Genomic DNA, 24,641 nt, shown 5'->3' on the forward strand with positions numbered 1-24,641 from the left:
GTCACGGCCTCCGCATGAGCAGGTCCCGCAGCTCGCGGGCGTGGCGGCGGCTGACCTGGAGTTCCTCGGTGCCCACCAGGACGCTGACGGTGCCGGCGTCCAGGCGGAGTTCCCCGATGTGGCGCAGGGCGACGAGGTGGCGGCGGTGGATGCGGACGAAGCCGCGGGCCCGCCAGCGTTCCTCCAGCGTGGACAGCGGGATGCGGACGAGGTGGCTGCCCTTGTCGGTGTGCAGGCGGGCGTAGTCGCCCTGGGCCTCGGCGTGGGTGATGTCGTCGACGGGGACGAAGCGGGCGACGCCGCCGAGTTCCACGGTGATGTGGTCGGGGTCGGGTTCGTGGACGGGTATCCGCGGTGAGGGGAGCGTCGCGCCGCGCTGCTCGACGGCGCGGCGCACCGCCTCGGCGAGCCGTTCCCGGCGCACGGGTTTGAGGACGTAGTCGACCGCCTCCAGGTCGAAGGCCTGCACGGCGAAGTCCTCGTGCGCGGTGACGAACACGATCAGCGGCGGCCGCGCGAATCCGGTCAGCAGCCGGGCGAGGTCCAGTCCGTCGAGGCCGGGCATCTGTATGTCGAGGAAGACGACGTCGATGGCGTCCGGCCCGTCGGGGCCCGACTCCAGGGCCCGGTTGATGCGGCGCAGCGCCTCGGTCGCGTCGCTCGCGCCCTCCGCCGCGCCGATGCGGGGATCGGCGTTGAGCAGGTACACGAGTTCTTCGAGCGTGGGGCGTTCGTCGTCGACAGCGAGGGCGCGCAGCATGAGGCTGGAGTGTAGGAGTAATCCGTACGCCTGCACACGGGCCGGGCGTGGACGTATCCGCTGGATACAGTGCCCGCATGAACAGCAGGCCCACTCCGTTCGACGAACTCGACCGGAAGATCGTCACCGCCCTGATGACGAACGCCAGGACGTCCTTCGCCGAGATCGGCGCGGAGATCGGGCTCTCCTCGACGGCGGTCAAGCGCCGGGTGGACCGGCTGCGCGAGACCGGGGTGATCACCGGGTTCACGGCGACGGTGCGGCCCGCCGCGCTGGGCTGGCGCACCGAGGCGTACGTGGAGGTGTACTGCGAGGGGGCGGCGCCGCCGCGGCGGCTGGCGGAGGTCGTGCGGGGCTATCCGGAGATCAGGGCGGCGATGACGGTGACCGGCGGCGCGGACGCCCTGCTGCACGTGCGGGCGCGGGACGTGGAGCACTTCGAGGAGGTGCTGGAGCGCATCCGTGCGGAGCCGTTCATCCGGAAGACGATCAGTGTGATGGTGCTGTCCCACCTGATCCCGGACAGTCCGGAGGCGGGCGCGGGTCTGCTGGCTCCGGAGGGCGCAGCAGACGTGCGCTGACCTGGTGGAAGACGCAGCGATCGTGCGGCAACACGCAGCCTTCGTCGCTTGTCTTGCGTGGTCGCCGGTTTCTACCGTGGTGTCAACCCAGTTACACACCGTGAGGAGCGGAGGTACCCCTCTGTGCCCGAGTCCCGTGTGCCGCGCCGACGGCGCTTCCTGGTCTGCGAACCCAGACACTTCGCCGTGCAGTACGCGATCAATCCGTGGATGAGCACCGACCGACCGGTCGATGTCATTCGCGCCCTCGACCAGTGGCAGGCGCTGGTCGACGTCTACCGTGCCCACGGCCACACCGTCGACGGCGTCGACCCGGTCCCGGGCCTGCCCGACATGGTGTTCGCCGCGAACTGCGCGGTCGTGGTCGAGGGGCGGGTCTTCGGCTCGCTCTTCCACGCGCCCGAGCGACGCCCCGAGTCCCTGCCCTTCATGGCGTGGTTCAAGACGCGGGGCTTCGAGGTCCAGCTTCCCGAGTCGGTCTGCGAGGGCGAGGGCGACCTGGTCCCGGCCGGCCGCTGGATCCTGGCCGGCACCGGGTTTCGCACCACCCGTGAGGCACATCGCGAGGTGCAGGAGTTCTTCGGCGTGCCGGTGGTCTCGCTGACGCTGGTGGACCCGTACTTCTACCACCTGGACACGGCGCTGTTCGTGCTCGACGACGGGGCGGACGGCACCGAGGCGAACATCGCCTACTACCCCGAGGCGTTCTCGCCGGGCAGCCGCGAGGTGCTGGAGCGGCTCTACCCGGACGCGGTGCTCGCCACCCGCGAGGACGCCATGGCGTTCGGGCTGAACTCCGTCTCCGACGGGCGGCACGTGTTCATCGCGCCGGAGGCCCGTGCCCTGGCCGACCGGCTCGCCGGCCGCGGCTACGTGCCCGTCCCCGTCGACCTGTCCGAGTTCCACAAGGCCGGTGGCGGCATCAAGTGCTGCACCCAGGAGATCCGGGAGACCCGCTCATGACCGCACCCGCCCCCACTCGCGGCTCCGCGGAGCTGATCCGCGCGGAGGAACCCGTCCTCGCGCACAACTACCACCCGCTGCCCGTGGTCGTGGCCCGCGCGGAGGGCGCCTGGGTCGAGGACGTGGAGGGCCGCCGCTACCTGGACATGCTGGCCGGCTACTCGGCGCTCAACTTCGGGCACCGCCACCCGGCGCTGATCGAGGCCGCCCACCGCCAGCTGGACCGGCTCACCCTCACCTCACGCGCGTTCCACAACGACCGGCTCGCGGGCTTCGCCGAGCGGCTGGCCGCGCTGACCGGCACGGACATGGTGCTGCCGATGAACACCGGCGCGGAGGCGGTGGAGAGCGGCATCAAGGTGGCCCGCAAGTGGGCCTACGACGTGAAGGGCGTCCCGGCGGACCGGGCGACGATCGTGGTCGCGGCGGACAACTTCCACGGCCGTACGACGACGATCGTCAGCTTCTCCACGGACGAGACGGCGCGCGCGGGTTTCGGCCCGTTCACGCCGGGCTTCCGGGTGGTGCCGTACAACGACCTGGCGGCCATGGAGGCGGCCGTCGACGAGACCACGGCGGCCGTGCTGATCGAGCCGATCCAGGGTGAGGCCGGGGTGCTGATCCCGGACGACGGCTATCTGGCCGGGGTGCGGGAGCTGACCCGCCGGGCGGGCTGTCTGTTCGTCGCGGACGAGATCCAGTCGGGTCTCGGCCGCACCGGGCACACGCTCGCCGTCGCGCACGAGTCGGTCGTGCCGGACGTGGTGCTGCTCGGCAAGGCGCTGGGCGGCGGCATCGTCCCGGTGTCGGCGGTGGTCGGCCGCCGGGACGTGCTGGGCGTGCTGCACCCGGGCGAGCACGGTTCGACCTTCGGCGGCAACCCGCTGGCGGCCGCGGTCGGCACGGCGGTGGTGGAGCTGCTGGAGACGGGCGAGTTCCAGCGCCGCGCGGCGGAGCTGGGCGCGGTGCTGCGCGAGGGTCTGGCCGCGCTGGTCGGCAGGGGCGTCGTCGGCTTCCGGGCGCGGGGGCTGTGGGCGGGGGTCGACGTGGACCCGGCGCTGGGCACCGGCCGTGAGATCAGCGAGCGGCTGATGCGCGAGGGCGTCCTCGTCAAGGACACGCACGGCTCGACGATCCGGCTGGCGCCGCCGCTGACGGTCACCGCCGCGGAGCTGGAGGGGGCGCTCGGGACGCTGGAGAAGGTCCTGACGTCCTGACCCGAGGCGTCCTACGGAGCGGTTCGGCCCCGGTCGAGCCGCTCCACCCGCGTGACGTTCTCGCGGTCCTCGGCGTCCTCGCTCGGCCCGCCCGCGAACCAGGCGTCGAGGATCTCCCGCAGCAGCGGCGCCGACGTCAGGCGCAGGCTGAGGGCGAGCACGTTCGCGTCGTTCCACCGGCGGGCCCCGTCCGCCGTGTACGCGTCGGCGCACAGGGCCGCGCGGACGCCCGGCACCTTGTTGGCGGCGATCGACGCGCCGGTGCCGGTCCAGCAGCACACCACGGCCTGGTCGGCCCGCCCGTCGGCGACCTCGCGGGCCGCCCGCTCCGAGCACACGGCCCACCGGTCGTCCGCCCCGGCACTCAGCGCGCCGTGCGCGAGCACCTCGTGACCGCGTCCGCGCAGCTCCTCCACGAGGAGCCGGGCCACGGGTTCGTCCATGTCGGAGGAGACGGCGATGCGCATGTACGCAGGGTACCCACGCGCCCGCTCACCTCATCGGCCCAACCACATGACCGAAGTCACGACCATACCCAGCATGATCGGGGGAACGGTACGACCTGAGAATCGTACGACCGAGCAGCGCTCCGCCAGGAGCGACTGCGCGTGGAAAGGGAGGCCGCCACGTCCCCCACCGACAACGGCCAGGAACCCGACGCCGCGGCGGTGCGCCGCCACCGGACCCTGTTCCGGGCCATCAAGCGCCGGCAGAACCCCCGGCTGCGCCGGTCGGACATCACCGTCACGGACGAGGCCGCGGTCAAGCGTGCCGTGAAGGCGGCGTCCCTCGGCAATGCCATGGAGTGGTTCGACTTCGGCATCTACGCCTACCTGGCCGGCACCATCGGCCGGGTGTTCTTCCCGTCCGGGAGCGACACGGCGCAGCTGCTCTCCTCGTTCGCCACGTTCGCCGTGGCGTTCCTGGTGCGTCCGCTGGGCGGCATGTTCTTCGGCCCGATGGGTGACAAGATCGGCCGCAAGAAGGTGCTCGCGCTGACGATGATCCTGATGGCGATCGGTACCGCCGCCATCGGGCTCATCCCCAGCTACGCCGCGATCGGCTTCTGGGCCCCGGTCCTGCTGATCGTGTTCCGGCTGCTCCAGGGCTTCTCGACCGGCGGCGAGTACGGCGGTGCCTCCACGTTCATCGCCGAGTACGCGCCCGACAAGCGGCGCGGTTTCTTCGGCAGCTTCCTGGAGCTGGGCACGCTCGCCGGGTACACCGGCGCGGCGAGTCTGGTCACCGGCCTCACGGCCTGGCTCGGCACCGACACCATGGACGCCTGGGGCTGGCGCATCCCGTTCCTGGTCGCGGCGCCGCTCGGCATCGTCGGTATCTATCTGCGGCTGAGGCTGGACGACACGCCCGCGTTCCTGAAGCTGGAGGACTCCAACGTCCACATCTCGGAGGCGGCGACGGCGGTGGAGACCACCGCCCGCGGCGACCTCGCCAAGATCTTCCGGACCCACTGGCGCTCGCTCGTGCTGTGCATCGCGCTGGTCGGCGCGTACAACATCACCGACTACATGCTCCTGTCGTACATGCCGACGTACCTGTCGGACGAACTGGACTACAGCGAGAGCCACGGCCTGATGATCCTGGTGGCCACGATGGTGCTGCTGATGCTGATCATCAACCACGTCGGCAGGCTGTCCGACCGCTTCGGCCGCAAGCCCCTGCTGATGACCGGCATGATCAGCTTCTTCGTGCTGTCCGCACCGGCCTTCGTGCTGGTCCAGGAGGGCAGTCTGCTCGCCGTCTCCGCGGGCATGCTGATGCTCGGACTGTCCCTGGTGTGCCTGCTCGGCACGATGTCGGCGGCGCTCCCCGCGATGTTCCCCACCAACGTCCGGTACGGGTCCCTGTCGGTCGGCTACAACCTCTCGGCGTCCCTGTTCGGCGGCACCACGCCGCTGGTCATCACGGCGCTGATCAGCGTGACCGGCTCCGACATGATGCCCGCCTACTACGCGATGGCCGCGGCCCTGATCGGTGTCGTGGCGGTGGCCTGCATGAAGGAGACGGCCCAGCAGCCACTCGAAGGCTCCCCGCCGTCGGTGCAGAGCGACGAGGAGGCCGCGGAGATGGTGGAGGCGCAGGCGCCGACGCCGAAGTTCTGACGGGAGTACGGCCGGCGGGCCGGGCACGTCCGGTTCCGGGCGGGCCCGGCCCGCACCTACACTGGCAGCCCGGCAGACGCCGGTCGACCAGTGAGAACACGGCGATCGTGCCGTCCCACCGGGCTGAGGAGCGACGCCTTGTTCTACTACGTCCTCAAATACGTGCTGTTGGGCCCGCTGCTGAGGCTGGTGTTCCGGCCCCGGATCGAGGGCCTGGACCACGTACCGGCGTCGGGGGCGGCCATCGTGGCGGGCAATCACCTCTCCTTCTCGGACCACTTCCTGATGCCCGCGGTGCTCAGACGCCGCATCACCTTCCTCGCCAAGGCCGAGTACTTCACCGGGCCGGGCCTGAAGGGCAGGCTGACGGCGTACTTCTTCCGCAGCGCCGGGCAGATCCCCGTCGACCGCTCCGGCAAGGAGGCGGGGCAGGCCGCGATCCGCGAGGGCCTGGGCGTGCTGGGCAAGGACGAGCTGCTGGGCATCTACCCGGAGGGCACCCGCTCGCACGACGGACGGCTGTACAAGGGCAAGGTCGGCGTCGCGGTGATGGCGCTGAGGGCGGGGGTGCCGGTCGTGCCCTGCGCGATGATCGGCACGTTCGAGGCGCAGCCGCCGGGCCGGAAGATCCCCAAGGTGCACCCGGTGGTGATCCGCTTCGGCGAGCCCCTGGACTTCTCCCGCTACGCGGGCATGGAGGGCGAGAAGGCCGTGCTGCGCGCCGCCACCGACGAGATCATGTACGCCATCCTGTCGCTGTCCGGTCAGGAGTACGTCGACCGGTACGCCGCGGACGTGAAGGCCGAGGAGGCGGAGAAGGCGGCGCAGGGACGCCGCTTCCCCCGCCTGCCGCACCGCTAGGTCGTGTTGACGACAGGGCCTGGGGCACGTCGTCTGCCGTCGGCAGAAGGCCGTGGCCGGTGCCGGGAGACACGCCTACGGTCGGCGTATGACACGTGCAGTGGTGGTCGGGGCGACGGGACAGATCGGACGCGTGGCCGTGGGGGCACTGGCCCGCGACGGCTGGGAGGTGGCGGCCGTCTCGCGGGGCGGCGACCGGGACGCGCGGTGGCCGCGGGGCGTACGGGTGGTACGGGCCGACCGGGAGGACGACGCGGCGCTGTCGGCGGCGGTCGGCGAGGGCTGTGACGTCCTGGTGGACACGGTGGCCTTCGACGCGGGGCACGCACGGCAGTTGACCGCGCTCGCCGGGCGGGTCGGCTCGGCCGTGGTCGTCTCCAGCGTCTCGGTCTACGAGGACGACGAGGGCCGGAACTTCGACACCCAGTCCGAGCCCGACGGCTTCCCGCACTACCCGGTGCCGCTCACGGAGGCGCAGCGCACGGTCGAGCCCGGCGACGCCTCGTACAGCACCCGGAAGGTGGCGCTGGAACGTGAACTGCTCGCGGCGGGCGACCGGTTGCCGGCGACCCTGCTGCGCGCGGGGGCGGTGCACGGTCCGTACTGCCGGACCCCGCGCGAGCTGTACTTCGTCAAGCGCAACCTCGACGGCAGGCGCCGGCGGGTACTCGCGTACGGGGGCGAGAGCCGCTTCCACCCGGCGAGTGTGCACACCATCGCCGAGCTGATCCGGCTGGCCGCGTCCCGGCCGGGCAGCCGCGTCCTGAACGCGGTCGACCCGGACGCGCCGACGGTGGCGGAGATCGCGGCGGCCGTCGACGGGGTGATGGGCGTGGAGACCGAGGACGTCCTGGTGGACGGGGAGCCGCCCGCGGGCACCGTGGGCGACACGCCGTGGTCGGTGTCCGCGCCCGTCGTGTGCGACATGAGCGAGGCGGAACGCCAGTTGGGCTACCGCCCGGTGGGCCGGTACGCCGACAACCTGGCGGAGACGGTCGCCTTCATCGAGGAGCGGCTGACCGGACGCGACTGGCGGGAGGCGTATCCCAAGATGTTCCAGGCGTACGGCGACCTCTTCGACTACGCGGCCGAGGACGCCTGGTTCGCGGCGCGCCAGGGCTGAGAACGGCCGAAGGGGCGGCCGGCCGGACCGGCCGCCCCCATGGGTTGCCCGCGAGTGTCAGGGCCTGGGCGTGGCGTGCGGGTCGCAGGTCACGTCCTTGGCGTCCACCTTCCCGGTGAGCAGATAGGTGTCGACCCGGTCGTTGACGCACGGGTTGACCAGCCCGGTGACGCCGTGCGAGCCGGCGTCCCGCTCGGTGACGAGGCGGGATCCCTCGAACCGCTTGTGCAGTTCGACGGCGCCGCCGTACGGGGTGGCCGCGTCCCGTTCGGACTGGACGATCAGCACCGGCGGGAGGCCCTTGCCGGTCTTCACGTCCACCGGGGTGCGCTGCTTGACCGGCCAGGTGGCACAGGGCAGGTTCATCCAGGCGTTGGCCCAGGTCATGAACGGGTGGTCGCGGTGCAGCTTGGTGTTGTCGGCGTCCCAGGTGCGCCAGTCGGTGGGCCACTGGGCGTCGGCGCACTCGACCGCCGTGTAGACGGCGTTGCCGTTCTCCGACGAGGCGTTGCCCGCGGTGTCGGAGAGGTCCGGCGCGGCGGCGTCGACGAGGGCCTGGGTGTCACCGGCGACGTACTTGCCGAAGATGTCCGCGGTGGGCACCCACGCGGAGTCGTAGTACGGGGCGCTCTGGAAGAAGGAGATCAGCTCGGCCGGGCCGACGACGCCGCCGAGGGGTTCCTTCGCGGCGGTGGCGCGCAGCTTCAGCCACTGCTCCTGGACCTCGGCACGGGTGTCACCCAGGTGGAAGGTGGCGTCGTTCTTCGCGACCCAGTCCTGCCAGTCCTTCCAGCGCTGCTCGAAGGCGACGTCCTGGTCCAGGTTGGCCTGGTACCAGATCTTCTCGCGGGACGGGTTGACGACGCTGTCGACGACCATGCGGCGCACGTGGCCGGGGAAGAGGGTGCCGTAGACGGCGCCGAGGTAGGTGCCGTAGGAGACGCCGAGGAAGTTGAGCTTCTTCTCGCCGAGGGCGGCCCGGACGACGTCGAGGTCGCGGGCGGTGTTCGGCGTGGTCATGTGCGGGAGCATCTCGCCGCTGCGCTCGAAGCAGCCGTCGGCGTACTCCCGCGCGAGCTTGCGCTGGGCGAGCTTGTCGGCCTCGGAGCCGGGCACGGGGTCCATCTTGGGCGCCTTGACGAACTCCTGCGGGTCGACGCAGGAGATCGGCGCGGACTTGCCGACGCCACGCGGGTCGAAGCCCACGAAGTCGTAGGCCTCGGCCGTCTTGGCCCACACCGCGCTCTTGCCGGTGACGCGGGCCGGGAAGCGCAGTCCGGAGCCGCCCGGGCCGCCGGGGTTGTACAGGAGGGCGCCCTGGCGCTCGCTCTTGGTGCCGGTGTTGCCGATGCGGTCGACGGCGATCTTGATCTGCTTGCCGAACGGCTTGGCGTAGTCGAGCGGCACGGTGACATAGCCGCACTGGATCGGCTTGGGGAGGTTCCAGTCGGCGGGGCAGTCCTGCCAGTCGATCCCGGCGCGGGCGGCGCGGGCGGCGGCGATGACGGCACCTCGGGCCTCGTGGTCCCAGCCTTGCGCGGAGGGCTGCCCGGACGGGGGTGCGGCGCTCGCGGCGGGTGCCGTGACGGCGCCGGCTATCAGCGTGGCGGTGACCAGCGCTCCGGCCGTGCCGAACGCCGTCGCCCTCCGCCGCACTCTGCTCTTGCTCAAGTGGCCCTCCCCGTACGTGTTCGTGACAAGTACGGGGATCCTCGCGGCTGTGCGTCGGCTGAGAACAGACTAAGTACTACTTCTTTGCCAATCCGATAAACGGAGAGGGGCGTTCGCTAGTCGCGCCCCAGCGAGGCCAACGCCCCGTCCAGCAGCCGCCGCAACCGCAGCGCGTCCGGCGCCACCGCGGTCACCAGCGCGGCGGGCCCGGCCAGCGGCATGACGGCCGCGCCCTCCTCGAACACCCGGGCGGCCGGCGGCTCCGTCGCGAACCCGGGGCGTACGACGACCAGCTGGCCGAGGGCACGGTGTCCGGCGAGCCCCGCGGGCCCGTCCCAGCCGCCCGGGGCACCGGGCCCGCAGGCCAGTTCCTGGTCGAGGACTCCGCGGCCCTCGATCCGTACCGTCAGACGGCTGGTGAGGCGGCCCGGTTCCTCCCCGGCCCGGCCGAGCACCTGCTCCTCACGCAGCAGCAGCCGGGCTCCGGCGGCGAGGTCGACGCGCGTACCGACGTACAGGTCGCTGCCGTGCGCGGAGATCAGCTGCTCGGGCAGCCAGTGCAGTTCGGCGTCGTCGCCGACGGTGAGCCGGACGTCGTAGCGGGAGCCCGCCTTCTCCTGCCCCGGCAGGGCGAGGGTGGCGGCGGCCGAGCCGACCCGCAGCCGGGCGCCCCGGGCCGCCTCGGCCGTCACCGTGAAGTGGTCGCCACCGAGCGGCCCGCTCATCGCCCCGACCAGCATCACCCGGGCCTCGGCACCGCTCCCCCGGGTCCGGCGCACCGCGAGCGGTCCCTCGCCCTCCAGCACGGGCAGGACGGTGCCGCCGCGCCCGTCGCCGCGGGCGAGGATCCGGGCCCTCGCCCGCACGCCGCCCGGACCGGTCACGCGGTCCACGCGGCGATCCGCCCCCTGACCCAGTCGGCGACCTCCCCGACGCCGTCCTCGCCGCGCAGCGACTGCAGGACGACGGGCAGTTCACCGCGCTGCGCCTTGGCGTCCGCGGCCATCCGCGCGAGGTCGGAGCCGACGTAGGGCGCGAGGTCGGTCTTGTTGACGATCAGCAGGTCGGCGGTGGCGACGCCGGGGCCGCCCTTGCGCGGGATGTCGTCGCCGCCGGCCACGTCGATCACGAAGATCTGGGCGTCGACGAGCCCCTTGGAGAAGGTGGCGGTGAGGTTGTCGCCGCCGGACTCCACGAGGACCAGGTCGAGCGGCCCGACCTCGTCCTCCAGGTCCTCCACGGCCTCCAGGTTGGCGGAGATGTCGTCCCGGATGGCGGTGTGGGGGCAGGCCCCGGTCTCCACGGCGGTGATCCGCTCGGGCGGCAGCACCGCCTCCCGGAGCAGGAACTCGGCGTCCTCGCGGGTGTAGATGTCGTTGGTCACCACGGCGAGCGACAACTCCTCGCGCAGGGCCCGGCAGAGCGCGGCGACGGTGGCGGTCTTCCCGGACCCGACGGGTCCACCGAGCCCGATCCGCACCGCCCGGCGCGTACCGTCGGGCCGCCTGGCATCGGCGGAGACGGCGGCGGGGAGTTCGTGGTGGTGGTCAAGATGCATTCGGGTCTCCTGTCGAAGTCGGGGTCGGCGTCATTCGGCCCGTCCGGCGTTTGAGGACGAGGCCGTCCAGGCCGACGGGGGTCCAGGGGGCGGAGCCCCCCTGGCGGGGGCGAACAACGCTCTACGAGGCGAACAACCGGACCGCCCACGCCGCATGCGCCTCCGCCGCGACCTCCAGCAACGGCGCCGACCGCGCGGGCAGCACATCGACCCCGTCGGTCATGACGCGCCCCGCCGCCTCCACCGCGTCCCGCGCCACCAGATCCACGTCGTCCGCAAGGCGCGCCAGCACCCCCGTCGCGTCGAAGGGATCGAGGCTGAGCAGCCGCACGACCGCGGTGGCCGGCCCGCTCACCCCCTCGTAGGCGGAGCAGTACGCCGCGTCCAGCGCCCCCAGCCCGGCCGCACGGGCGACGACCCCCAGCACGACGGGCTGATGCGCGCCCTTGGGGAACCTCCCCGCCAGCGCGTCGAGTTCGGGATGCGGCCAGGTCGCCCGCGCGGCCCGCATCAGCTGCCGCCCGAGTCTGCGCGCCACCCCCCGCAGGGCGGGCGACGGGGTACGGGCGTCGGCGGCCCGGTCGAGCCCGACGGGGTCCGCGCCCAGGGCCGCGGCCGCCGCGAGGGACGCCGCGACGGCGCCGCTCGTATGCAGCCGCCCCCGGCAGAACGCCTCCAGGCTCGCGGCGTCGGTCACGCGTCCCGCCCGGACGGCGGCCTCCGCCCCGCCGGAGTGGGCGTGCCCTCCGGCGGGAAAGCGGCCGTCCGCGAGGACGAGCAGTGCTGCGCGGCTCATCCCGGCGCTCAGAAGAGGAAGTACCGCTGGGCCAGCGGCAGTTCGGCGACGGGTGCGGGCTCGACGAGTTCGCCGTCGATGGTCACCGCGAAGGAGTCCGCGGCGACCTCCACGCGGGGCAGCGCGTCGTTCTCCCGCATGTCGGCCTTGGTACGCCCGCGCGTCGACCGGATCGGCACCAGTTCCCGCCCGGTTCCGAGCCGTTCCGCCAGTCCGTCCTCGACGGCCCGCTCGGTCACGAAGGCGACCGAGTTGGCGGCCGGCGCCGTCCCGTGGGCACCGAACATCGGGCGCGGCAGGACCGGCTGCGGGGTCGGGATGGAGGCGTTCGCGTCGCCCATCTGCGCGTAGGCGATCTGCCCGCCCTTGAGGACGAGCAGCGGCTTCACCCCGAAGAACCGTGGCTCCCAGAGCACCAGGTCCGCGAGCTTGCCGCTCTCGACGGAGCCGACCTCGTGCTCGATGCCCTGCGCCACGGCGGGATTGATCGTGTACTTGGCGACATATCGACGGGCGCGCCGGTTGTCGGCCCGCGTGTCGCCGGGCAGGAAGCCGCGGCGCCGCTTCATCACGTGCGCGGTCTGCCAGGTCCGCATGATCACCTCGCCGATGCGTCCCATGGCCTGGGCGTCCGACGCCATGATGGAGATCGCCCCCATGTCGTGCAGGACGTCCTCGGCGGCGATGGTACTGGGCCGGATCCGGGACTCGGCGAAGGCCAGGTCCTCGGGGACGGCCGGGTTCAGGTGGTGGCAGACCATCAGCATGTCGAGGTGTTCCTCCACGGTGTTGACGGTGTGCGGCCGGGTCGGGTTGGTGGAGGCCGGCAGTATGTTGGGCAGTGAGACCGCGGTGATCATGTCGGGCGCGTGGCCGCCGCCCGCGCCCTCGACGTGGAAGGCGTGCAGGGTGCGGCCCGCGACCGCGTCGAAGGTGTCGCCGACGAAGCCCGCCTCGTTCAGGGTGTCGGTGTGGACGGCGAGCTGGACGCCGGACTCCTCGCAGACGTCCAGGCAGGCGGAGATGACGGCGGGGGTGGCGCCCCAGTCCTCGTGGATCTTGAAGCCGAGCACTCCGGCGCGGAGCTGGTCGCGCATCGACTCCTTGGACATGGTGCTGCCCTTGCCCAGGAAGCCGATGTTGACGGGGCTCGACTCCAGGGCGGCGAACATCCGCGCCAGGTGCCACGAACCCGGGGTGACGGTGGTCGCCTTGCTGCCCTCGGCCGGGCCCGTGCCGCCGCCGATGAGAGTGGTGACGCCCGACGCCAGCGCCTCGTCGACGGCGGTCGGGGCGATGAAGTGCACGTGGGTGTCGATGCCGCCCGCGGTGAGGATCTTGCCGTTGCCCGCGATGACCTCCGTCTCGGGCCCGATGACGAGGTCGGGGTGGACGCCGTCCATCGTGTCCGGGTTGCCGGACTTGCCGATGCCGGTGATCCGTCCGTCGCGGATGCCGACGTCGGCCTTGACGATGCCCCAGTGGTCGATGATCACGGCGCCGGTGACAACGGTGTCGGGGGCTCCTTCGGCGCGGGTGGCGCGCGACTGGCCCATGGATTCGCGCAGCACCTTGCCACCGCCGAAGACGGCCTCGTCCCCGGAGCGGCCGGGGCCGCCCGCGCGGTCCTCCTCGATCTCGACGAAGAGGTCGGTGTCGGCGAGGCGGACCCGGTCGCCGGTGGTCGGGCCGAACAGGTCGGCGTAGGCGCCGCGGGACAGCTCAGGCATCGAGGGCACCTCCGGTGGCGCCGCGCAGGCCCATGACGACGCGGGCGCCCGCGAGGGGGACCAGTTCGACGTCGACGGGGATGCCGGGCTCGAACCGCACGGCGGTGCCGGCGGCGATGTTGAGCCGGGTGCCGTGCGCGGCGGTGCGGTCGAAGTCGAGACCGGGATTGGCCTCGGCGAAGTGGTAGTGGGAGCCGACCTGGACGGGCCGGTCGGCGGTGTTGAGGACGGTCAGACGGGTGACCGGAAGCCCTTCGTTGAAGGGGACCGGCGGGTCGGCGAGGAGGATCTCTCCGGGAATCATGGCCGCCGTTCCCGTCAGACGATCGGTGCGTGGACGGTGACCAGCTTGGTGCCGTCCGGGAAGGTGGCCTCGACCTGCACGTCGTGGATCATCTCGGGGACTCCCTCCATGACCTCGTCGCGCTGGAGCACCTTGCGTCCGGAGGACATGAGTTCACCCACGGTCCGCCCGTCCCGGGCGCCTTCGAGGATGTGCGCGGTGATCAGCGCGACGACCTCGGGGTGGTTGAGCTTCACGCCTCGCGCGCGGCGCTTCTCCGCCACGTCCGCGGCCACATGGATGAGCAGTCTCTCCTGCTCGTGCGGGGTCAGTTGCATGTACCACCTCACAGGACATGACGCCGGGACCGGACGGTCCGGGCTGCCGCGGCCACCGCGACGGCACTAGATGTAACACACACGCACGGGCCGCAGCGCACCCGCGAGTTACTCGAAAACCGCAGGTGGATCGGGGTGCAGAGTACGGCTAGAGTGTTTCCGCCGTGTGACCCGGTTTTGACCGATTGATTACCGGGGCCGTCGGGGGGCCGCCGTCTGCCCGCGCACCGCCGGGGGCTCGGGCAGCGCGCACGGCGGCGGACCCTAGGTAGGGTTCGGTCCCCTGTGCTCCGCCGCGATGCCGAAGCGGTGGTGTTCGCGGGGTGTCTGGGCGGCCGTGTCACGGACCCCGGTGACCGAGGTGATCACCTGCCCCTCCGACGACTCCCCGGCCTCCTGCTCCAGGCGCTCCAGGTCGGCGGCGGAGACGAGGGCGACGAGAGGCTTGCCGTGCCGCGTCACGACGACGCGTTCGCCGCCGTACACCACCCGGTTGATCAGGTCGGCGAGCTCAGCCCTGGCTTGCGTCACCGGAATCTCGTAGGCCATGTCCCCAGCTTACGGTTCACCCCACGCCGACCGGCTGCGCCGCCGCCGGGCTCGGTGGACGATGGGACGGAGGCGACCCCTCGGCCCATGGCCACGTCCCGCGGGAGGTACCCATGACCGGCGAACCGTCGTTCTTCGAGCTCGGCGTGGCGGACCCCGAGCGCGGGCGGGTCTTCTACGGCGCCCTGTTCGGCTGGCCCCTCGCTGCGGGCCCCACGGGGCGCGGGTTCTCCATCGGCACCGCCGGGCTGCCGGGCGGCATGCACGGCGGTGACCCGGGCGCCTCCCCGTACCTGTTCTTCCGGGTCGACGACCTGGACGCCGCCGTGGCCCGGGTGCGTGAGCTGGGCGGCTCCGTCGAGGAACCGGGCGAGGAGGGCGAGGAGGACGCGGAGTCGGCGGCCCGGTTCGGCCGGTTCAAGCTCTGCCGGGACGACCAGGGCTCCTCCTTCGGCCTGCACGAGCCACCGCACGGGAAATGATCGCGGGATTACGCGATTCCCACCCCCTCGCAATGTACGTCCTGTACATTTTATACGGAGCCAGTGCAGCCGAAGAGGGTTCCGCCAAGAGGAGGGGTTCGCCATGACCCGACCGTCCGCACGCCGCGTCCTGCCCGAGTTCACCGAGCGCACGAGCGCCGGAGCCCGGACGTCGGACCCGTACTCGAAGCTGCTGGAGGAGCGGATCGTCTTCCTCGGGACGCCGGTCGACGAGACCTCCGCGAACGACGTGATGGCGCAGTTCATGTATCTGGAGCACCAGGCCCCGGACCGGGACATCGCCCTCTACATCAACTCCCCCGGCGGCTCGTTCACGGCCATGGCGGCGGTCTACGACACGATGCGCTACGTCGCCTGCGACGTGGAGACGACCTGCCTGGGACAGGCCGGCGCCTCCGCCGCGCTGCTGCTGGCGGCGGGCACGCCGGGCAAGCGGGCGATGCTGCCCGGGGCGCGGGTGGTGCTCCGTCAGCCGCTGCTCACCGAGCCGATGGAGGGGCAGGCGAGCGACCTGGCCATCCGGGCCGAGGAGTTGACCCGGATCCGCGCCCGCCTGGAGGAGATCCTTGTGCGGCACACGGGCCGCACTCCGGCGCAGGTGACCGAGGACATCGAGCGGGACACCGTCCTGGACGCCCAACAGGCCCTGGAGTACGGGCTGGTGGACCGGATCGTGTCCGACCGCTCCGCCGCGCCCGGCACACCCGGCAGCCGGTGAACGGCCGATGCTGCCACCGGAACTGCCGCCCCTGCCCGCCCTGACCCGCGCCGAGGCGGAGCTGATCGACCGCTACCTGGACGTCGTCGACCTGCTCGGGCGCATCAACCCCGCGCGGGACGGCGACACCTACCGGGGACTGCGGGCCGCCCAGACGCTGGTCGGGAAGGCCGCGGCCCTGCGCGACGCGCTGGAGCTGATGCACGCGCGGGGTGAGACCGAACTGCACGCGCCCACCCTCGCCCGGGCCCTGCGCGTGCTGGACGGCGAGCGGCGGACGAAACGCCTCAGCCTTCCGCCGTGTTCCGAGAGTTGAGTGGGCGGGGTTCGAAACGGACCAAAAGACGTACCTCCTTTCGGCGTAGGAACACACCCGGTTGACGACCGGTCCGAGTTGCGCGGCCGTCCTCTCCCGACGTCCGCGTGCACCGCTGCGCCGCTGGTCCCGGGGTCGTCACCCCCTGCGGCCCCGGCTCGAACACAGGGGTGTCCACCCGAACGGGTGGGTGGTGAGTAACAACACAAAAGCCACGTTCCGTTGGGAATTCCCCCTCCGTCGGGACAAGATCCGTGACTGACGACAAGCCCCCGCCGCAGCGGCGGGGCGGTCCGGACGGACGCCGAATCCTGCCGCCGCCCGGACGACCGGTCGCGAGGGAAGTGGATCGGCAGGAGTGGAGGACCCGAGCACGACGGGTCGCAGGAGCGGTCGCCTCCGTGGGAGAGGCGCCGGACCGAGCAGCCCTTGGGGTGAAGCCGCACGCGTGCGGCCGGGCAACTTCGCCAGCCCGAATCCGACAGGTCATCCTTCACAGGCGGCTGACGAAGGGTTGCGCATGTTCGCGCTCAATCGTGTCCCGTCCCTGATGGCTCGTGCCGGTACGGCCTCGGCCCTCACTCTCGCCGCGGTGGGCGGCTCCGTCGTGGTCCCCGGTTTCTCCTCGGAGGCGGCCGCGGCGGCCCATGCGACGAAGGCCCTCAAGATCGCGGCCTCCAAGAAGGGTTCCCCCTACAGGTGGGGCGCCGTCGGGCCCCGCAGGTTCGACTGCTCCGGCCTGACGCTGTACTCGTTCAAGAAGGTCGGCAAGAAGCTGCCGCGCACGGCGGCCCAGCAGTACAACAAGACCCGCCACGTCTCGGCCAAGAAGCGCAAGGCCGGAGACCTGGTCTTCTTCCACTCGGGCCGCAGCGTCTACCACGTCGGCATCTACGCCGGTAAGGGCAAGCTCTGGCACGCCCCGAAGACCGGGGACGTGGTGCGCCTGCAGAAGATCTGGACCGGGAGCGTCTCCTACGGCCGGGTCAAGTAGCCCCCGGGGGGGTCAAGTGCCCCGTGATCGAGTGACACGGGGTCAAACAGCCCGGGGTCGAGTAGCTCTCCCGAGGGGGATGACGGCGTTCTGCCCCGCCGTCACCCCCTCGGCGGCGGCCGACGGGCCGGGGGCGCTCCAGGGCAGTTCGATGGAGACGGTCTTGCCGCCCTCCCGCGTCGGGCGGACCCGCAGCTTGCCGCCGCATTCGGCCGTCAGCCAGCGGATGATCACCATCCCGCGGCCGTTGTCCTGCTGCACGGCGGCGGGCAGGCGCTTGGGAAATCGCGGATGGCTGTCGGTGACGCCGACGCGCAGCCGCTCGTCACGGTCGAGGACGAGGTCCACCGTGAAGGTGGGCGACTGCCCGAGCGTGTGCTGGACCGCGTTGGTCGCCAGTTCGGAGACGATGAGCCGGACCGTGTCGGACACGTCGGCGTCCGCCGGCAGGCCCCACTCCACCAGCGTGCCGACCACATAGGTGCGCGCGGCTGCCACCGAAGCGGGATCGCTCGGCAGAGTGACGGATGCTTCCAGGTGATCGGCCATGGCGACGTCGCCCCTTTCTCACGGGACCGTGGTCCGACACGAAGCGGATGGTTCGAGTACGGTCCCGGACTGGTGCTTCGCCGCCAGACTGCCATCACCCGGCCCGTGAAGGACGGCGATCCACCAAGATATGCATATATCTGTCGCTCGAAGCGGTGAACTCTGCGACGGCAGAGCGTATTGGGGCGGCCCATAAGGAGTAAGGGAGTGGCCCATGCAGCACGGTCCGGTGGTGCGCCGCAGGAAGCTGGGCGCGGAACTGCGCGCCCTGCGCACGACGGCGGGCATCACCAGCGGGGAGGCGGCCCGGCTGGTGGGCTGGCACCAGTCGAAGGTCAGCCGCATCGAGACCGGGACGAGCGGGGCGAAACCGGCCGACGTGCGGTTACTGCTCGACGCGTACGGCGTGGACGACGACCAGCTGCGCGGGCTGCTGATCATGCTGGCGCGCTCCGACGACGCGGGCGGCCGGCACCACTGGTGGCACGCCTACCGCGGGGTGCTGCCGCCCACCTACCGCGACTTCATCAGCCTGGAGTCCCAGGCCGGCGCCATGCGCACGCTGGAGACCACGGTGGTCCCCGGACTCCTCCAGACACCGGAGTACGCCCGCGAGGTGACGCGGGCCGCCGTGGAGGGGATGCCGGAGGAACGGCTGGACGCGCTGGTGGAGGTCAGGCTGGCCCGGCAGGACGTGCTGCGCGGTGAACCGCCGCTGGAGCTGAGCGCGGTGCTGGACGAGGCGGTGCTGCGCCGGCAGGTGGGCGGCCCCGGGGTGATGGCCCGCCAGCTGGAGCGGCTGGTGGAGGCGGCACGTCTGCCCCATGTCCGGCTCCAGGTATTGCCGTTTGCCGCAGGGGCGCACATCGGTGTCACCGGCCCTTTCGTAATCTTCTCCTTTTCGAGCACTTCTGATCTGGACGTGGTTGTTCTCGACCACTTGACGAGTAGCCTGCACCTCGAACGGAAAGAAGACCTAGAGGCCTATACCGAGGCCTTCAACGCCCTTCTGATCCATGCCCTTTCGCCCGAGGACTCGTTGGACTTCATCGCCGCGACCGCGGCAGGCGCGTAAGGAGGCACCATGTCACGCTCCCTGTCCGAACTTCCCCGGAACATCCCTGCCGGCCCCGATCTGACCGGCGTGCGGTGGCTGCGCAGCAGCTACAGCACGGGCGCGAACAACTGCGTGGAGACGGCCCGGCCGTCGGCCGGCCGCTGGGCCGGACTGCTCGCGGTGCGCGACTCCAAGAACCCCGCCGGGGCCGCCCTGCTCTTCTCCCCCGAGAGCTGGACGTCCTTCACCGCCGGGATCCACCAGGACTGACCACCCCACGAGACGTCGGACGACGCACGGCCATGCCACGCCGACTCATGGTCGCGTCTCGCCGATCACCCGCACCGCGCGTTCGATCTGTTCCCCGGAGAGGTCCGCCCGAGCGGTCAGCCTGAGCCGTGAGACACCGTCCGGCACGGAAGGAGGACGGAAACAGCCCACGGACAGGCCGGCCGCACGGCAGTCGGCGGCCCACCGCACCGCCCCCTCCGGGGAGGGCGCGCGCACCGAGACCACCGCGGCGTCCGGACGTACCGCCGCCAGGCCCGAGGCGGTCAGGCGTGCGTGCAGTTCGGCGGCGACGGCACGGGCCCGCGCCGCGCGTTCGGGCTCGCGGCGCAAAAGGCTCAGCGCGGCCAGCGCCGCGCCCGTCGCGGCGGGGGCGAGGCCGGTGTCGAAGATGAACGTCCGGGCGGCGTTGACCAGGTGGCCGATCACCCGGGCCGAACCCAGTACCGCGCCTCCCTGGCTGCCCAGTGACTTGGACAGCGTGACCGTGGCGACGACGTCCTCCCGGCCCGCGAGACCCGCCGCGTACGGGGCGCCCCGGCCGCCGTCGCCGAGCACCCCCAGCCCGTGCGCGTCGTCCACGACCAGACCGGCGCCGCGCTCCCGGCACACGTCGGCGAGCGCGGCCAGGGGCGCGGCGTCGCCGTCGACCGAGAAGACCGTGTCGGAGACGGCGACCGCGGGCCCGTCGTGCGTGGCCAGCGCCTTGCGCACGGCGTCCGGCTCGGCGTGCGCCACCACCTGGGTCGCGCCCCGGGCCAGTCGGCAGCCGTCGATCAGCGAGGCGTGGTTGCCCGCGTCGGATACGACCAGGCTGCCGTGCGGTGCCAGGGCGGTGACCGCGGCGAGGTTGGCCGCGTAACCGGAGGAGAACACGAGCGCGGCCTCGAATCCGCAGAACGCGGCCAGTTCGCGTTCGAGTGCGGCGTGCAGTTCGGTCGTGCCGGTCACGAGCCGGGAACCGGTCGCGCCGCCGCCCCAGGTGCGCGCCGCCCGGGCCGCGCCCTCGGTGATCTCCGGGTGCCGGGCCAGTCCGAGGTAGTCGTTGCTCGCCAGGTCCAGCAGCGGCGAGTCGGCCGGGCGGGGGCGCAGAACCCGTACGAGTCCCGCCTCGTGGCGCGCCCGGGCCTGTTCGTCGATCCAGCCGAACGCCATGAGCCGTCCCTCCGGGAATTTGTAGGCAATGGACAGACACTAGCGGCATCGCCACCCCCGCGAGGTGTGGCAATACCCACACGTCGATCTGTCAGTGTTGTGCAAACTCTCCTTGGCCCCGGGCGGCCCCTTAGGACAGGATCGGCTCTCATGGACCTGCTGAACACGCTGGTGGACAAGGGGCTTCGGCGCGAGTCGCCGACCCGCGAGGAGGCTCTGGCCGTCCTCGCCACTTCCGACGACGACCTGCTCGATGTGGTGGCCGCGGCCGGCAAGGTGCGCCGGCACTGGTTCGGCCGACGGGTGAAACTCAACTACCTCGTCAACCTCAAGTCGGGCCTGTGTCCCGAGGACTGCTCCTACTGCTCGCAGCGGCTGGGCTCCAAGGCGGAGATCCTCAAGTACACCTGGCTCAAGCCCGACCAGGCCACCGCGGCCGCCGCTGCCGGGGTGTCCGGGGGCGCCAAGCGGGTGTGCCTGGTGGCCAGCGGTCGCGGCCCGACCGACCGGGACGTGGACCGGGTCTCGGACACCATCCGGGCCATCAAGGAGCAGGACGGGTCCGTCGAGGTGTGCGCCTGCCTGGGACTTCTCTCCGACGGTCAGGCGGAGCGGCTGCGCGAGGCGGGCGCCGACGCCTACAACCACAACCTCAACACGTCCGAGGCGACGTACGGGGACATCACGACCACGCACACGTACGCCGACCGGGTGGACACGGTGCGCAAGGCGCACGCGGCCGGGCTTTCCGCCTGTTCGGGTCTCATCGCGGGCATGGGCGAGAGCGACGAGGACCTGGTCGACGTGGTCTTCTCGCTGCGCGAACTGGACCCGGACTCGGTGCCGGTCAACTTCCTGATCCCGATGGAGGGCACGCCGCTGGCCAAGGAGTGGCACCTCACCCCGCAGCGCTGCCTGCGCATCCTGGCGATGACCCGGTTCGTCTGCCCGGACGTCGAGGTGCGCATCGCCGGCGGGCGCGAGGTCCACCTGCGCACCATGCAGCCGCTGGCCCTGAACCTGGCCAACTCCATCTTCCTGGGCGACTACCTCACCAGTGAGGGCCAGGCCGGCCACGCCGACCTGGAGATGATCGCGGACGCCGGCTTCGAGGTGGAGGGCGCCGACCGGGTGACCCTGCCGGAGCACCGGGTCACGGCGGCCGGTGGCGGCTGCGGATCGCACGCGGGCGGCGGCTGCGGATCGCACGGGAACGGCGAGGAGGGCGGCGGCTGCGGGTCGCACGCCGACGGCGGGGTCTGCGCTCCGGCACCGGCCGCCAGGGCCGAGGAGCCCCGGACGGATCTGGTGGCCGTGCGCCGCCGCGGTGCCGGAACGGATCTCGCGCCCAATGCCTGAGCCCGCGCTGACGGTGGACGAGCTGCTGGCGCTAGACCGGCGGCACGTCTGGCACCCGTACGGCCCCATGCCGGGGCGGCAGGACCCGCTCGTCGTGGAGTCGGCGAGCGGGGTGCGGCTGCGTCCCGCGGACGGCTCGGCGGAGCTGGTGGACGGGATGTCGTCCTGGTGGTCGGCGATCCACGGCTACAACCACCCGGTGCTGAACGAGGCCGCCCGCGAGCAGTTGGAGCGGATGAGCCACGTGATGTTCGGCGGGCTCACCCACGAGCCCGCCGTCCGGCTGGCGAAGCTCCTCGTCGACATGTCACCGGACGGGCTCGAGCACGTCTTCCTGGCCGACTCCGGTTCGGTCTCCGTCGAGGTCGCGGTCAAGATGTGCCTCCAGTACTGGCGTTCGCTGGGCCGCCCCGCCAAGCGCCGCCTGCTGACCTGGCGCGGCGGCTACCACGGCGACACCTGGCAGCCCATGTCGGTGTGCGACCCCGAGGGCGGGATGCACGAGCTGTGGTCGGGCGCCCTGCCGCGCCAGTTCTTCGCCGACGCGCCCCCCGCCGAGTACGACGAGACGTACGCCGACCATCTGCGGTCGACGATCGAGCGGCACGCCGGCGAACTGGCTGCGGTAATCGTCGAGCCGGTGGTGCAGGGCGCCGGCGGCATGCGGTTCCACTCCCCCGCGTACCTGCGGGTGCTGCGGGAGGCGTGCGACGCGCACGGCGTGCTGCTGGTGTTCGACGAGATCGCGACCGGCTTCGGCCGGACCGGCGCGCTGTTCGCGGCGGAGCACGCGGCGGTGACGCCGGACGTGATGTGCGTCGGCAAGGCGCTGACCGGCGGCTATCTCACGATGGCGGCCACCTTGTGCACGTCGGAGGTGGCCGACGGCATCTCGCGCGGCGAGGTGCCGGTCCTGGCCCACGGGCCGACGTTCATGGGCAATCCGCTGGCCGCGGCCGTGGCGTGCGCGTCGATCGGGCTGCTGCTCGGCCAGGACTGGCTCGCGGAGGTCAAGCGGATCGAGTCCGGCCTGCGCGACGGTCTGGCCCCCGCGGCCGGGCTGCCGGGCGTGACGGACGTACGGGTGCTGGGCGCGATCGGCGTGGTGCAGCTCGACCACGCCGTCGACATGCGGGCGGCGACCGCGGCGGCCGTCCGCGAGGGCGTGTGGCTGCGGCCGTTCCGCGACCTGATCTACACCATGCCGCCGTACGTCACGGGCGACGCGGACGTGGCACGCATCGCCCGCGCGGTGTGCGCGGCGGCGGAGGAAGGATGACATGCCGGTACTGGTGATCACGGGCACGGGCACGGAGATCGGCAAGACGGTCGTGACGGCCGCCGTGGCCGCGACGGCGCTGGCGGGCGGCCGGTCGGTGGCGGTGCTGAAGGCCGCGCAGACGGGCGTGGGGCCGGACGAACCGGGGGACGCGCGGGAGGTGGCGCGCCTCGCGGGGGCCGTGACGGCGGCCGAAGTGGCCCGCTATCCGGAGCCGTTGGCGCCCGGCACGGCCGCGCGCCGGGCCGGACGGGCGCCGGTGCGCCCGGCGGAGGTGGCCGAAGCCGCGGACAAGCTGGCCACCGAGCACGATCTGGTGCTGGTCGAGGGGGCGGGCGGGCTGCTGGTCCGCTTCGACGCGGACGGCGGGACGCTGGCGGACGTCGCCGCGCTGCTGGGCGCCCCGGTGCTGCTGGTGACGTCGGCGGGCCTCGGCACGCTCAACACCACGGAGCTGACGGCGCGTGAACTGCGCTCCCGCGGTCTCGACCTGCCCGGTGTGGTGATCGGCAGCTGGCCCGGGGCCCCGGACCTCGCCGCGCGCTGCAACCTCGCGGACCTCCCGGAGGTGTCCGGCGCTCCGCTGCTCGGCGCCGTCCCCGCCGGGGCGGGTGCCCTGCCGCCGGCCGCCTTCCGGTCGGCGGCGCCGGGATGGCTGGCGCCCCGGCTGGACGGCACGTGGGACGCGGCGGCCTTCGGGGCGCGCGAGGCGCCCTGAGCGGCAGGGCGCACCCGGCCGCCGGTGCGGTGGGTGCGGAGCGGTCGTACGGGGGACAATCGCGGTAAGGCACCACCTCGTGAGGGAGGGCCCATGCCGCTGCGATCCGCCCGCGGGGTGCCGCGGGACGCCGTGCACCATCCGCTCTTCGCCCGCTACTACGCCCGGGCCAGTGTGGGCGCCGAGACCCGGATGGGCGTGGGCCGCGTCCGCGGGCGGCTGCTGGCCGGGCTGTCCGGGCGGGTGATCGAGGTCGGCGCGGGCAACGGGCTGAACTTCTCCCACTATCCGGGCGCCGTCTCGGAGGTCGTCGCCATCGAACCGGAGCGGCTGCTGCGGCGGTTGGCGGTGGAGGCGGCGCTGCGCGCGCGGGTGCCGGTGGACGTGGCGCCGGGCGCGGCCGAGGCGCTGCCGGTCAAGAGCGAGGCCTTCGACGCGGTCGTGGTCTCACTCGTGCTGTGCAGCGTCCGCGACGTGCCGCGGGCGCTCGGGGAGGCGCGGCGGGTGCTGCGGCCCGGCGGCCAGCTGCGGTTCTTCGAGCACGGCCGGGGCGGCGGGCGGATGATGACCTTCACCCAGCGCGCCCTGGACCGGACGCTGTGGCCGCCGCTGTCCGGCGGCTGCCACCTGTCCCGCGATCCCGTCGCCGCGCTGCGGGACGCGGGGTTCGCGCTCGGCCCCTACCGGCGGATGATGATCCCGGAGCACGGCCCGGCACTGCCCAGTTCGTACTGCGTCCTCGGCACGGCCTGGCGCCCACCGGAGACGGGGGCGGGGACGGCCTCGATGTATTGATCACGAGCGTTGTCCATGGACTGCCCGCCGCCCGCATCCTCCAGCTCACGACAGACCGGTTTCACCGCGAGAGCGATGGCGCCTACCTCACCGTCGACCAGAACCCCGTTCTCCTGCCTCCCAAGCTGGCGCGGCTCACGGAGGAACAGACCAGCCGCCCCATCGGCCACGTCTCGATCCTCGAACAGCCAGACGGATACCACCCCAAATACCTGCTGCCCGGACGCCCACCCAGCCGCCCGCGCCGCTACGGAACGGTGAGTCCTCGCGTTGAAGCGCACAAAGGCGAGGCTCCGTGCACGAACGCACGGCCAAGCTGACCCGGAACGGGAACGGCAATGGCACGGCCGATCCCGG

The 24,641-nt window shown here is 72.3% G+C and carries 28 protein-coding genes; 16 read left to right on the forward strand and 12 right to left on the reverse strand.

Annotation, left to right across the window (positions count from 1 at the left end):
* Nucleotide 1: 1 nt before the first annotated feature.
* Nucleotides 2–760: a LytR/AlgR family response regulator transcription factor gene (locus OIE75_RS05340; RefSeq protein WP_122620897.1), complete on the reverse strand. Its 759-nt coding sequence runs from the start codon at nucleotides 758–760 to the stop codon at nucleotides 2–4.
* 77 nt (nucleotides 761–837) lie between these two features.
* On the opposite strand from OIE75_RS05340, the gene OIE75_RS05345 reads away from it, so the two are divergent.
* The 3 genes from OIE75_RS05345 to rocD all read left to right on the forward strand — a co-directional run bounded on the left by OIE75_RS05345 (nucleotide 838) and on the right by rocD (nucleotide 3,521).
* Entirely contained in the window at nucleotides 838–1,341 is a 504-nt protein-coding gene (locus OIE75_RS05345) for an Lrp/AsnC family transcriptional regulator (protein WP_122620898.1), read from the forward strand.
* Nucleotides 1,342–1,464: 123 nt separating this feature from the next.
* On the forward strand, nucleotides 1,465–2,304 hold the full coding sequence (gene ddaH, locus OIE75_RS05350; protein WP_307010098.1) for a dimethylargininase: 840 nt from the start codon (nucleotides 1,465–1,467) through the stop codon (nucleotides 2,302–2,304).
* Nucleotides 2,301–3,521, forward strand: a complete 1,221-nt coding sequence (rocD, locus tag OIE75_RS05355; RefSeq protein ID WP_329469746.1) for an ornithine--oxo-acid transaminase — start codon at nucleotides 2,301–2,303, stop codon at nucleotides 3,519–3,521. Before ddaH ends, rocD begins: the two co-directional genes overlap by 4 nt.
* Nucleotides 3,522–3,532: 11 nt before the next feature.
* On the opposite strand, the gene OIE75_RS05360 is transcribed toward rocD, so the two are convergent.
* Nucleotides 3,533–3,988 (reverse strand): RpiB/LacA/LacB family sugar-phosphate isomerase, encoded by a 456-nt coding sequence (locus OIE75_RS05360; protein WP_122620901.1) that lies wholly within the window; start codon nucleotides 3,986–3,988, stop codon nucleotides 3,533–3,535.
* Between the two features lie 141 nt (nucleotides 3,989–4,129).
* Here OIE75_RS05360 and proP point away from each other — a divergent pair, with 141 nt between their 5' ends.
* The 3 genes from proP to OIE75_RS05375 all read left to right on the forward strand — a co-directional run bounded on the left by proP (nucleotide 4,130) and on the right by OIE75_RS05375 (nucleotide 7,628).
* Nucleotides 4,130–5,644: a glycine betaine/L-proline transporter ProP gene (gene proP, locus OIE75_RS05365; protein ID WP_307010101.1), complete on the forward strand. Its 1,515-nt coding sequence runs from the start codon at nucleotides 4,130–4,132 to the stop codon at nucleotides 5,642–5,644.
* Between the two features lie 138 nt (nucleotides 5,645–5,782).
* Complete coding sequence (locus OIE75_RS05370) at nucleotides 5,783–6,505, forward strand: lysophospholipid acyltransferase family protein (protein WP_307010103.1); 723 nt, start codon at nucleotides 5,783–5,785, stop codon at nucleotides 6,503–6,505.
* 88 nt (nucleotides 6,506–6,593) lie between these two features.
* The gene (locus OIE75_RS05375) at nucleotides 6,594–7,628 is read left to right on the forward strand and encodes an NAD-dependent epimerase/dehydratase family protein (protein WP_307010105.1); all 1,035 of its coding nucleotides are present in this window, start codon (nucleotides 6,594–6,596) and stop codon (nucleotides 7,626–7,628) included.
* Between the two features lie 57 nt (nucleotides 7,629–7,685).
* On the opposite strand, the gene OIE75_RS05380 is transcribed toward OIE75_RS05375, so the two are convergent.
* From OIE75_RS05380 to OIE75_RS05415, 8 genes are all read right to left on the reverse strand, one after another.
* The gene (locus tag OIE75_RS05380) at nucleotides 7,686–9,299 is read right to left on the reverse strand and encodes an alpha/beta hydrolase (protein WP_329469747.1); all 1,614 of its coding nucleotides are present in this window, start codon (nucleotides 9,297–9,299) and stop codon (nucleotides 7,686–7,688) included.
* A gap of 116 nt (nucleotides 9,300–9,415) precedes the next feature.
* Nucleotides 9,416–10,192: an urease accessory protein UreD gene (locus tag OIE75_RS05385; RefSeq protein WP_307017762.1), complete on the reverse strand. Its 777-nt coding sequence runs from the start codon at nucleotides 10,190–10,192 to the stop codon at nucleotides 9,416–9,418.
* A complete protein-coding gene (gene ureG / locus OIE75_RS05390) occupies nucleotides 10,180–10,857 on the reverse strand; it encodes an urease accessory protein UreG (protein WP_329469749.1) in 678 nt (225 codons plus the stop codon). The genes OIE75_RS05385 and ureG overlap by 13 nt, the downstream gene beginning before the upstream one ends.
* A gap of 121 nt (nucleotides 10,858–10,978) precedes the next feature.
* Nucleotides 10,979–11,653 (reverse strand): urease accessory protein UreF, encoded by a 675-nt coding sequence (locus OIE75_RS05395; RefSeq protein ID WP_329469750.1) that lies wholly within the window; start codon nucleotides 11,651–11,653, stop codon nucleotides 10,979–10,981.
* Nucleotides 11,654–11,661: 8 nt separating this feature from the next.
* Nucleotides 11,662–13,383: an urease subunit alpha gene (locus OIE75_RS05400; protein ID WP_329469751.1), complete on the reverse strand. Its 1,722-nt coding sequence runs from the start codon at nucleotides 13,381–13,383 to the stop codon at nucleotides 11,662–11,664.
* The gene (locus OIE75_RS05405) at nucleotides 13,376–13,687 is read right to left on the reverse strand and encodes an urease subunit beta (RefSeq protein WP_307010116.1); all 312 of its coding nucleotides are present in this window, start codon (nucleotides 13,685–13,687) and stop codon (nucleotides 13,376–13,378) included. The genes OIE75_RS05400 and OIE75_RS05405 overlap by 8 nt, the downstream gene beginning before the upstream one ends.
* A gap of 14 nt (nucleotides 13,688–13,701) precedes the next feature.
* The gene (locus tag OIE75_RS05410; RefSeq protein WP_307010118.1) at nucleotides 13,702–14,004 is read right to left on the reverse strand and encodes an urease subunit gamma; all 303 of its coding nucleotides are present in this window, start codon (nucleotides 14,002–14,004) and stop codon (nucleotides 13,702–13,704) included.
* 264 nt (nucleotides 14,005–14,268) lie between these two features.
* On the reverse strand, nucleotides 14,269–14,553 hold the full coding sequence (locus tag OIE75_RS05415) for a type II toxin-antitoxin system Phd/YefM family antitoxin (RefSeq protein ID WP_329469752.1): 285 nt from the start codon (nucleotides 14,551–14,553) through the stop codon (nucleotides 14,269–14,271).
* A 113-nt stretch (nucleotides 14,554–14,666) separates the two neighbouring features.
* Between OIE75_RS05415 and OIE75_RS05420 the strand changes: the two genes are divergently transcribed.
* The 4 genes from OIE75_RS05420 (at nucleotide 14,667) to OIE75_RS05435 (ending at nucleotide 17,084) form a co-directional block, all read left to right on the forward strand.
* Complete coding sequence (locus OIE75_RS05420) at nucleotides 14,667–15,035, forward strand: VOC family protein (RefSeq protein ID WP_329469753.1); 369 nt, start codon at nucleotides 14,667–14,669, stop codon at nucleotides 15,033–15,035.
* 103 nt (nucleotides 15,036–15,138) lie between these two features.
* On the forward strand, nucleotides 15,139–15,774 hold the full coding sequence (locus OIE75_RS05425; RefSeq protein WP_329469754.1) for an ATP-dependent Clp protease proteolytic subunit: 636 nt from the start codon (nucleotides 15,139–15,141) through the stop codon (nucleotides 15,772–15,774).
* A gap of 7 nt (nucleotides 15,775–15,781) precedes the next feature.
* Nucleotides 15,782–16,090, forward strand: coding sequence for a hypothetical protein (locus tag OIE75_RS05430; protein WP_329469755.1), 309 nt, complete (start codon nucleotides 15,782–15,784; stop codon nucleotides 16,088–16,090).
* 520 nt (nucleotides 16,091–16,610) lie between these two features.
* A complete protein-coding gene (locus OIE75_RS05435) occupies nucleotides 16,611–17,084 on the forward strand; it encodes a C40 family peptidase (RefSeq protein ID WP_307010124.1) in 474 nt (157 codons plus the stop codon).
* A 42-nt stretch (nucleotides 17,085–17,126) separates the two neighbouring features.
* Here OIE75_RS05435 and OIE75_RS05440 read toward each other — a convergent pair whose 3' ends face one another.
* Nucleotides 17,127–17,633, reverse strand: coding sequence for an ATP-binding protein (locus tag OIE75_RS05440; RefSeq protein WP_307010126.1), 507 nt, complete (start codon nucleotides 17,631–17,633; stop codon nucleotides 17,127–17,129).
* Nucleotides 17,634–17,847: 214 nt separating this feature from the next.
* Here OIE75_RS05440 and OIE75_RS05445 point away from each other — a divergent pair, with 214 nt between their 5' ends.
* Nucleotides 17,848–18,708: a helix-turn-helix domain-containing protein gene (locus OIE75_RS05445; RefSeq protein ID WP_307010128.1), complete on the forward strand. Its 861-nt coding sequence runs from the start codon at nucleotides 17,848–17,850 to the stop codon at nucleotides 18,706–18,708.
* A 21-nt stretch (nucleotides 18,709–18,729) separates the two neighbouring features.
* Complete coding sequence (locus tag OIE75_RS05450; protein WP_307017764.1) at nucleotides 18,730–18,960, forward strand: DUF397 domain-containing protein; 231 nt, start codon at nucleotides 18,730–18,732, stop codon at nucleotides 18,958–18,960.
* Nucleotides 18,961–19,005: 45 nt separating this feature from the next.
* Here the strand turns inward: OIE75_RS05450 and OIE75_RS05455 are convergent, their stop codons facing one another.
* Nucleotides 19,006–20,133: an 8-amino-7-oxononanoate synthase gene (locus OIE75_RS05455; RefSeq protein ID WP_329469756.1), complete on the reverse strand. Its 1,128-nt coding sequence runs from the start codon at nucleotides 20,131–20,133 to the stop codon at nucleotides 19,006–19,008.
* Nucleotides 20,134–20,283: 150 nt separating this feature from the next.
* On the opposite strand from OIE75_RS05455, the gene bioB reads away from it, so the two are divergent.
* From bioB to OIE75_RS05475, 4 genes are all read left to right on the forward strand, one after another.
* Nucleotides 20,284–21,492 (forward strand): biotin synthase BioB, encoded by a 1,209-nt coding sequence (gene bioB / locus OIE75_RS05460; RefSeq protein ID WP_307010131.1) that lies wholly within the window; start codon nucleotides 20,284–20,286, stop codon nucleotides 21,490–21,492.
* On the forward strand, nucleotides 21,485–22,771 hold the full coding sequence (locus tag OIE75_RS05465) for an adenosylmethionine--8-amino-7-oxononanoate transaminase (RefSeq protein WP_307010133.1): 1,287 nt from the start codon (nucleotides 21,485–21,487) through the stop codon (nucleotides 22,769–22,771). Before bioB ends, OIE75_RS05465 begins: the two co-directional genes overlap by 8 nt.
* Before the next feature lies 1 nt (nucleotide 22,772).
* Nucleotides 22,773–23,489: a dethiobiotin synthase gene (gene bioD, locus OIE75_RS05470; protein ID WP_329469757.1), complete on the forward strand. Its 717-nt coding sequence runs from the start codon at nucleotides 22,773–22,775 to the stop codon at nucleotides 23,487–23,489.
* A gap of 93 nt (nucleotides 23,490–23,582) precedes the next feature.
* The gene (locus tag OIE75_RS05475; protein WP_329469758.1) at nucleotides 23,583–24,284 is read left to right on the forward strand and encodes a class I SAM-dependent methyltransferase; all 702 of its coding nucleotides are present in this window, start codon (nucleotides 23,583–23,585) and stop codon (nucleotides 24,282–24,284) included.
* Nucleotides 24,285–24,641 lie beyond the last annotated feature (357 nt).

The organism is Streptomyces sp. NBC_01723 (assembly GCF_036246005.1).
Classification (GTDB): Bacteria; Actinomycetota; Actinomycetes; order Streptomycetales; family Streptomycetaceae; genus Streptomyces.